Genomic DNA, 8,028 nt, shown 5'->3' on the forward strand with positions numbered 1-8,028 from the left:
TCGAGATCACTCTCGACGGCGGTATCCGTCGCGGCAGTGATGTCGTCAAGGCACTCGCGTTGGGTGCGCGGGCGGTGATGATCGGTCGCGCGTACCTGTGGGGTCTGTCCGCAGGCGGGCAGGCCGGTGTCGAAAATGTTCTCGACATCCTGCGCGGCGGAATAGACTCCGCGGTGCTCGGACTCGGTCATTCGTCGGTGCATGACCTCTCACCCTCGGATGTGGTGATGCCGGCCGGGTTCGACCGCAGGCTGGGTGTGTGACCGATTGGTTCGAGAGCGTCGCAGAGGCTCAGCGGCGCGCAAAGAAACGTCTACCCGAGTCCGTCTACGCTGCGTTGCTGGCGGGTTCGGAGCAGGGCATCACAGTCGACGACAACGTGGCGGCGTTCGGTGAACTCGGCTTCGCCCCGCACGTCGCGGGGTTGTCGAACACGCGTGATCTGTCGACAACGGTTATGGGACAGCCGCTCTCGTTTCCCGTGATGATCTCGCCGACGGGTGTGCAAGCTGTTCATCCGGACGGCGAGATTGCGGTCGCTCGGGCGGCAGCATCACGAGGAATCCCGCTGGGATTGTCGTTGTTTGCGAGCAAACCCGTCGAAGACGTCGTTGCAGCCAACCCGCAGCCACTCTTTCAGTTGCACTGGGTGGGTTCACGCGAGTATCTGCTGCATCTGATGGATCGGGCGCGCGGCGCCGGGGCTGTCGGATTGATCCTGACAATGGATTGGTCGTTCTCCGAAGGGCGCGATTGGGGTAGCCCGTCGATTCCGGAGACAGTGAATCTCGCTGCGATGGCTCGCTTTGCGCCGGAGGCTCTTGCCCGCCCGAGATGGCTGTGGCAGTTCGCCCGGAGCGGCAAGATCCCCGATCTGTCCGCGCCGAACCTGACCCGCCCCGGCGGAACTGCACCGACATTCTTCGGCGCGTACCGCGATTGGATGGCCAGCCCGTTGCCGACGTGGGAGGACATCGCGTGGCTACGTGAGCAGTGGGAAGGGCCGTTCATGCTCAAGGGCATCACTCGTGTCGACGACGCACAGCGAGCTGTCGACGCCGGCGTTACTGCGATTTCGGTGTCCAACCACGGCGGCAACAATCTCGACGGCACACCCGCGACCATTCGCATTTTGCCCTCGATCGTCGAGGCGGTCGGCGATCGAGTGGAGATCACCCTCGACGGTGGAATCCGTCGAGGCAGCGATGTCGTCAAGGCACTTGCGCTCGGTGCGAGAGCGGTCATGATCGGCCGTGCGTACCTGTGGGGCTTGGCAGCGGGCGGTCAGGCCGGTGTGGAGAACGTGTTGGACATCCTGCGCGGTGGTGTCGATTCCGCGGTGCTGGGGCTCGGACATGCATCCGTGCACGACCTGTCCCCGTCGGACGTCGTGATGACTACTTCGTCGCACACGCCAAGCGCATCTGACTCGCGGTCGACCTGAGCAGACCGATCAGATCGGGGTCGTCGTGCACCAACCTGCCCGTCCGCCCGATCACCGCGAGAGCGCCCGATACTCGTCCACCGTCGTCGCGGACGGGGACGGCCACCGACGATCGTCCTACCTTGATCTCGTCGGTCTCGACTGCGATATCGGTCGTGCGAATCCGGCTCATCTCGATCGCGAGCTCGGCGAGATCGACGATGGTGTGCGACGTGAATTTCCTGAGGTCGGACAGAGCAATGCCATCGGGTCTGTTGGCCAGCAACAGTTTTCCGATCGCCGACGCATGAGCATGAGTCACCAGTGCCGTCTCACCGGACAGTTCGTGGTCGGGGTCTCGGTCGATCAACTGAATTCGATCGTTCTCGTACGACGCCAGGTACACGCCGAACCTGATGCGGGCACGAAGCTCGTCCACGATGTGGTGATTGTCGACCTCGCTCACTGGGGCCGCTGTGCGAGCTCTCTCGTTCTGCGACCGAGAGCGAAGCCCGACAGGTCTTCGATGCGTACCAGGAAGCCGTCGGCGACCAGCAGATTGAGCAGTCGGTACGCCGTAGCAGGTGGAATTCCGGTGGCGTGCGCGACTTCCTTGGCCGTCGCTCCCGAACCGAGATGTGCGACGGCTTCGAGCAACGCGAGCGCCTTCTGGACAGCCCGGGGTTCGTGTCCTCCGACTTCTGTTGCCCGTACCGTCCGCGCTGTCCTCACCGCCATCAGCGTGCGTCGGTCCAGGGGCTCTTCACCAGGGCAACTGTGCCGCGTGCATTTTCTCCGTAGGAGGCGGCACCCGGAAGAACGTCGCTGCTTTCGGCGCTGTCGAACACTCCGACCGCTGCGAGGGCTCGTGGACTACGCCTGTACAGGTATGCGCGCCAGCAGAATCCGGACAGCGCGAGTGCACCGAGCATGACCACCATGGTGACGTTCTGCTCGACACCCACCGTCACGAGGAGGTTGACCAGGACGGCGCATCCCGCGGTGCACGCGAGGACTCCGGCGAGCACGACCGTCGCGGTGAGTTCTCCGATACGCCTGAGGAAGACCACTGCGGCAATGGCCACGACGGCGTATCCGACGATGAGGGCCGCCCGAGCCAGAAGTCGGGCGTCCTCGAGCACGACCGAACCACTGAGCGCAACGAAGGCCGAACTGACGACGCCCAATCCACCGAGAACGACGCAGAGTGCGACATGCGGTGTGCGGAAGGTTCGATGGACGCGGGCGAACCGATGGGGCACGACGTTTTCGATCCCCATCGTGTAGACGAGTCTCGACGCCGCATTGGACGACGCCATCGCCGATGCGAGCCACGAGCAACTCAGCCCGAGGTTCAACGCGATGACCAGCCACGCATCGATACCCGTCGAAGTCCCGTGTTGGTAGGCGCCGAGCAGCACTCCGCCGCGACCGGACCACACGGCCCAGGCAGAGAAGGTGAAGAGCGCGCCGCAGATGATCGGCGTGAGCAGAACGGTTCTGGTGACAGTGACGAGCGGACGCTTGGCCTCGGGACCGAAAAAGGTAGCGCTCTCGAAGCCTGCGAGTGCGAACATCGCGCCGAGAGCGACGAGGAGCAGGCCGTTGGGGGCGCCGGACGGCTCGACGACGACATGCTTGTCGGTCGGCAACAGCAGTAGCGCGGTGATGAACATCAGTGAGCACAGCTCGACCACCAGGATCGCGGTTGCCGCGAATCTGACTCCGCGGACGAGGCATCCGAGTATTCCGAGCGCGAGCACGACGTGAATCGCAAGTGCGCCAACGACTCCACCGGTAGGTATCCCGACTTCATACAGCACGGTGCGCACCGCCTGACCGCCGAAATACAGCGTCAGCGCGCCACTGGCGCAGTACTTGCACAACATCGCTGCACCGACGGTCAACGCCCCACGTGACCCCGCCCCCTTCATCACGAAGCTGTACAGCCCGCCGGACGACGAGAACCGCCTCGTGAACTGAGAGACGCAGAACGCGATCAACGACACGACGATCGTGGCGGCGAAAATCGTGAGCAGACCGCCGAGCATCGTCTCGTGACTCAGCATGGTGATCGGCAGAATCACCATCGACGCGGCAGGAGCGGTCGTCGCCACCGACTGTGCGAACACCTCGATCCCCGACAGTTGACGGCGGCCGAGTGCACGCAGCGGTGACAGTGCGGGCCGATCCGGCTCCCGTGCGGCGAAGGATGCGGCGATGGCCTGTTCGAGTGCGGACATGATGGCCAGAAAGTAGCCCCGCATTGTTGCGGACGCGTTGCGTCGATGCTTCGGCTGAATTCAGGTGAGTGAGAACTCGAGACGAGTCGATGCCGACGTTCTCACCCGGAAATTCGACGAACGTTTCGCGCGGTACGCATTCCCGAATTCTCGGCATTCCACGATTGACCGAACTCGAAACCAGCCGATGTCGGCCGGCAGTACGAGTGAGAGCCGGATTGAGGAGTGGAAGAACACATGGCAGTTACACGGAGATCGTTCATGCGTGGCCTTGGTGTGACAGGCGGTGCAGGACTCGCCTACGGAGCGATGTCGACGATCGGTCTTGCGCCATCGGCCGCAGCGGCGCCCAAGCGGTTTCAGTCGCCCGCGATGGCCGACCTGATCGGACGAGTCGAAGGAAGCCCCAAGGTCGTCGTCCTCGGCGGCGGGCCCGCGGGTCTCTGCTCGGCGTACGAGCTGCAGAAGGCCGGCTACGCTGTGACGATCCTCGAGGCGCGTCAGCGGCCCGGCGGACGGGTGTGGTCCATCCGCGGAGGGGCCGAGGAGACCGACCTCAATGGGGAGACCCAGAAGTGTACTTTCTCCGACGGGCACTTCTACAACATCGGCGCAACGCGAATCCCGCAGAGCCACATCACGATGGACTACTGCAAAGAACTCGGCGTCGAGTTGCAGACGTTCGGAAACCAGAACGCGAACACCCTCGTCAACTACAAGAGCAGCACGGCGTTGAATCAGCAGTCGGTGTCCTACCGCGCAGCCAAGGCCGATACCTACGGCTACATGTCGGAGTTGCTGCAGAAGGCAGCCAGCAGGGGTGCCCTCGACGACGTCCTGACGCCCGACGACAAGGACGCCCTTTCGGAGTTCCTGTCCAGCTTCGGCGACCTCTCCGACGACGGACGCTACATCGGATCCACTCGTCGTGGATACAGCTCGGAGCCGGGTGCAGGTCTGAACTTCGGCGACGAGACGAAGCCGTACGGAATGTCCGACGTGATCCAGAGCGGCATAGGACGAAACTTCAGCTTCGAGTTCGGCTACGACCAGGCGATGCTCATGTTCAGCCCGGTGGGGGGCATGGATCGGATCTACTACGCGTTCTCCGACGCCATCGGCGAGGACAACATCGTCTACGGTGCCGAGGTGACGGCACTGAACAACACGTCCGGCGGCGCGACCGTCGAGTACGCCAAAGGCGGTGCGGTGGAATCAATCTCGGCCGACTACGTCATCTGCACCATCCCGCCTGCCCTCGTGACGCGGCTGGACAACAATTTGCCCGCCGAAGTGCTGCTCGCTTTGAAAGCGGCCAAGGCGACACCGTCCGGGAAGCTCGGTATCGAGTACTCGCGACGGTGGTGGGAGACCGACGAGCGCATCTACGGCGGCGCCAGCAACACCGACATGGACATATCCCAGATCATGTTCCCGTACGACCACTACAACTCCGATCGCGGTGTCGTCGTCGCCTACTACAACACGGGTAAGCGGCATCAGGCTTTCGAATCACTCACGCACAAACAGCGCCTGGCCAAGGCGGTCGCCGAAGGATCGATGATCCACGGTGACAAGTACACCAAGGACATCAGCTCGTCGTTCTCCGGAAGTTGGCGCCGAACGAAGTACTCCGAGAGTGCGTGGGTGTCCTGGGAGGGGGCCGGAGATTCGCACGGCGGTGTCGCGACGGCCGAATACTCCACGCTCCTGAAGCCCGTCGAGCACATCTACTTCGCGGGCGATCACCTGTCCAACGCCATTGCCTGGCAGCACGGCGCTTTCACCTCCGCGCGCGACGTGGTCACCTCCATTCACGAACGCGTCACCGCGTCCTGATCCCTGTTCGTCCTCGAAAGGAAACCACCCTTGTCCAAGAACACACGTTCGTTCGCCGCCGCGCTCGCCGCCGGGGCAATCCTGTTGACTGCGGCGTGCTCGTCGGATTCGGATGCGGCGCCTGCCGACACCGAATCCGCCTCGGGGGCCAGATCGGTCATCGAACCGGGTGAAGCGAATCCGATGATCGCGCAGGGCGTCGAAATCTCCGGTGATGCAACGGTCTACAAGTCCAGTGGACTCGGACCGACCGCACTGAACGAGGAGGCGGCAGAGGGAAGTCCGGAATCGTACATCGACACCGAGCAATTCTCGGGTGCGACCTTGCCGTCCGGTGTGACCATCACCGAGGCTCAGGGAATCGGCGTGCTGAAGAAGATCCGCGACAACCTCGAGGATCAGGGCTATGCGCTCGAGGATGTGGTGTCGATGCGGGTGTTCCTCGACAATGCACCCGGAACCGATCGCGCCGACTATGCAGGTTGGAACCGCGCGTATCGGCAGTTCTTCGCGAACACCAATCTCGACACCGACGAGACCGAGCTCGTGCCGATGGGCACCGCCGAGCCGGCAGCACCGATCGAGCGCAATTCTGCACGACCGTCACGGTTCGCCCTCGAGGTCGCGTCGCTCCCCGTGCAGGGGTGGCTTGTGGAGGTCGAGGTGGATGCGGTGAAGTGACGGTTCTCGCTCTGGGGCTCCGCCCCAGTGGCGCGGTTGAGTGCACGCCAGGACACTTAACCATGCCACTGCGGCGGAGCCGCTAGTTCCACTGCGGCGGAGCCGCTAGATCCACTGCGAGGGAGCCGTGATCGCCAGATCGGCGCGGTGAGCGGTGGACGCGATGAGGACGGCGTTGTCCTCGTCGCTGCCGTGGGCCCATGCCCGCGCTTCGACGTCCGTCTTGCCGAACAGACTGTGCCGCTTGACCAACCGCTCCCGACGGACGTCGTCGTCGATGTCGATGTACCAGACCTCGTCCATCGCGGTGCGGGCTTGCGGCCATGCACCGTCGTCGAGCAAGAGGTAGTTGCCCTCGGTGATCACCAGGGGTATGTCGGGGGGGACGGCGATGCTTGCGGCGATGGGTTCGTCGAGGGTTCGGTCGAACTGCGGGGCGTACACGGTGTCGCTGTCTCGACGACGAATGCGGTCGAGGAGATGTGCGTAGCCGGACGCGTCGAAGGTGTCCGGTGCTCCCTTGCGTGCGCGGCGACGGAGCCTGGCCAGTTCTCGGTTCGCCAGGTGGAAGCCATCCATCGGTACGAGAACGGCACGGTCGGAGCCGAGCTCGCGGACGAGAAGCTCGGCGAGCGTCGACTTGCCTGCTCCCGGCGCCCCCGTGATGCCGAGGATGCTGCGGCCGGGCCGAGCGGCGATGTCCGACGCCCGTGCAATCAACTCGTTCATGTTTCGACGATATGCGGCCGGATTCGGATCCTCGTGGATTTCCGGGGAACAGCTACTCGACGCGGCGGGGCGGAACGGTCAATCGGATCCGAAGCCGGCCAACATACCTGAGTACTTCTTGGGTGGGGGAGCGGCGAACTCCTCACGCTTTCCGGTGCGCAGCCCCATCGTCACGAGAGACTGCACGAACAACGTCGCTGCTGCCACGCCGTCGACGACGGGTGCGCCGATCTCCGACGAGATGTGCTCACAGAGGTCGGCCATCCCGGCGCACCCGAGGACGATGGCGTCGCTGCCATCGCTTTCCATGGCGTCCCGGCACGCTTCGGTGATGATCTTTCGGGCATCCGGGTCGGTCTCCAGTTCGAGGACCGGGATTTCGCAGGCGTGGACCCCGCGACACTGGCGGGACAGTCCGTAGTGCTCGGCGAGGTCCCAGGCACGCCCGGTGGTTCTGCCCAACGTCGTCACGACGGAGAAGCCGCGACCGAGGAAACTCGCGGCGTGCATCGCAGCTTCGGCGATTCCGACGACCGGGCCCGACGCTGCCTCCCGCGCAGCGTCCATGCCTGGGTCGCCGAAGCATGCGATGACGTAGCCGTCGGCGCCCTGAGCTTCGCCGAGCGCGATCTGTTCCAATATTCCTGGGACACTGAGGGCTTCGTCCACATGGGATTCGATGGAGGCAGGGCCCATCGACGGGCTGACCGCGTCGACGAGTGTGCCCGGACCTGCGACGGCCCGGGCACACTCTCCGATCGTTGCGGTCATCGACAGTGTGGTGTTCGGGTTGATGACCTTGATGAGCACGGGCAGATCCTATGCCTTCACCGGCGCGTCGAGGTGATTGGTCACTGCGAGCTTGGTCTTCGTCGCAAGATAGTAGTACAGGGCGAATCCGACGCCGCAGCCGATGAACCAGCTGTATTTCGACGCGGTCGACATCCCGGCGATCTCCATGCCCTCGATGGCACCGTTGAACAGCACGGTGAACATCGCCAGCAATGCACCGGCGATCGTGGCGTACACCGCTGCCGGGTTGTAACCCTTGGAGTACCAGTATTTTCCGGTCGGCGACATCGTGAACAGTTCGTCCACCACAACCTTCTGCTT

Annotated in this window: 8 protein-coding genes and 1 pseudogene; 4 read left to right on the forward strand and 5 right to left on the reverse strand. The window is 63.9% G+C overall.

Annotated elements, in window-relative coordinates; translation table 11 throughout:
* The coding region (locus A2J03_RS10925; protein WP_197480715.1) for an alpha-hydroxy-acid oxidizing protein at positions 1-263 on the forward strand (263 nt) is incomplete at its 5' end.
* Complete coding sequence (gene mftD / locus A2J03_RS10930) at positions 260-1,444, forward strand: pre-mycofactocin synthase MftD (protein WP_068373342.1); 1,185 nt, start codon at positions 260-262, stop codon at positions 1,442-1,444. The genes A2J03_RS10925 and mftD, both read left to right, overlap by 4 nt.
* On the opposite strand, the pseudogene A2J03_RS10935 reads toward mftD, so the two are convergent.
* A pseudogene (locus tag A2J03_RS10935) lies at positions 1,398-2,161 on the reverse strand (IclR family transcriptional regulator). The gene mftD and the pseudogene A2J03_RS10935 sit on opposite strands and share 47 nt — an antisense overlap.
* Positions 2,161-3,666: an APC family permease gene (locus A2J03_RS10940; RefSeq protein ID WP_068373358.1), complete on the reverse strand. Its 1,506-nt coding sequence runs from the start codon at positions 3,664-3,666 to the stop codon at positions 2,161-2,163. Before A2J03_RS10940 ends, A2J03_RS10935 begins: the two are co-directional and overlap by 1 nt.
* A 261-nt stretch (positions 3,667-3,927) precedes the next feature.
* Here A2J03_RS10940 and A2J03_RS10945 point away from each other — a divergent pair, with 261 nt between their 5' ends.
* Both A2J03_RS10945 and A2J03_RS10950 read left to right on the forward strand, forming a co-directional pair.
* Positions 3,928-5,505 carry a flavin monoamine oxidase family protein gene (locus tag A2J03_RS10945; RefSeq protein WP_068373345.1) on the forward strand — a complete coding sequence of 526 codons (1,578 nt, stop codon included), beginning with the start codon at positions 3,928-3,930 and terminating at the stop codon, positions 5,503-5,505.
* Between the two features lie 30 nt (positions 5,506-5,535).
* Complete coding sequence (locus A2J03_RS10950) at positions 5,536-6,186, forward strand: Rid family hydrolase (protein WP_068373348.1); 651 nt, start codon at positions 5,536-5,538, stop codon at positions 6,184-6,186.
* A gap of 105 nt (positions 6,187-6,291) precedes the next feature.
* On the opposite strand, the gene A2J03_RS10955 is transcribed toward A2J03_RS10950, so the two are convergent.
* From A2J03_RS10955 to A2J03_RS10965, 3 genes are all read right to left on the reverse strand, one after another.
* Positions 6,292-6,954: a nucleoside/nucleotide kinase family protein gene (locus A2J03_RS10955; protein ID WP_269455192.1), complete on the reverse strand. Its 663-nt coding sequence runs from the start codon at positions 6,952-6,954 to the stop codon at positions 6,292-6,294.
* A gap of 39 nt (positions 6,955-6,993) precedes the next feature.
* Entirely contained in the window at positions 6,994-7,725 is a 732-nt protein-coding gene (locus tag A2J03_RS10960; protein ID WP_068373353.1) for an aspartate/glutamate racemase family protein, read from the reverse strand.
* A gap of 9 nt (positions 7,726-7,734) precedes the next feature.
* The coding region (locus tag A2J03_RS10965) for a cytosine permease (protein ID WP_197480716.1) at positions 7,735-8,028 on the reverse strand (294 nt) is incomplete at its 5' end.

Origin of the sequence: Rhodococcus sp. EPR-157 (assembly GCF_001647195.1) — a bacterium.
In the GTDB taxonomy this organism is placed as follows: domain Bacteria; phylum Actinomycetota; class Actinomycetes; order Mycobacteriales; family Mycobacteriaceae; genus Rhodococcoides.